At 53.4% G+C, this 277-nt stretch carries 1 protein-coding gene; it reads left to right on the top strand.

All coding sequences use genetic code 11. The features are described 5' to 3' along the window. On the top strand, nt 1-261 hold a 261-nt coding region (locus ACT3TP_RS18815), incomplete at its 5' end, for an integrase core domain-containing protein (protein ID WP_443462413.1). Between the last annotated feature and the right edge of the window lie 16 nt (nt 262-277).

Below are 277 nucleotides of genomic sequence, written 5' to 3'. Positions count from 1 at the left end.
GCGTACGACAATGCGGCTGCCGAAACGGTCATGGGATTATTCAAGAATGAAGCCGTGGCCAAGGGTTCTCCCTTCCGCAGTGGTGCGTTGAAGACCGAATCAGATGTCGTTGAGGTCGTCTTCGACTGGGTCTTTTGGTACAACAATGATCGCTTGCATTCCTCGCTGGATCACCAAACTCCCGAGGAATTTGAGCGTGCCTACTATGATGAAATGACAGGCTCGTTACCCGACGCTGCCGCACATAAGACGGCGGCATGATTTCCGGGACGGTTCA

Source organism: Glutamicibacter sp. AOP38-B1-38, from assembly GCF_052377485.1.
Taxonomy (GTDB): Bacteria; Actinomycetota; Actinomycetes; order Actinomycetales; family Micrococcaceae; genus Glutamicibacter.
This window is presented reverse-complemented; position numbering and strand designations above follow the sequence as displayed.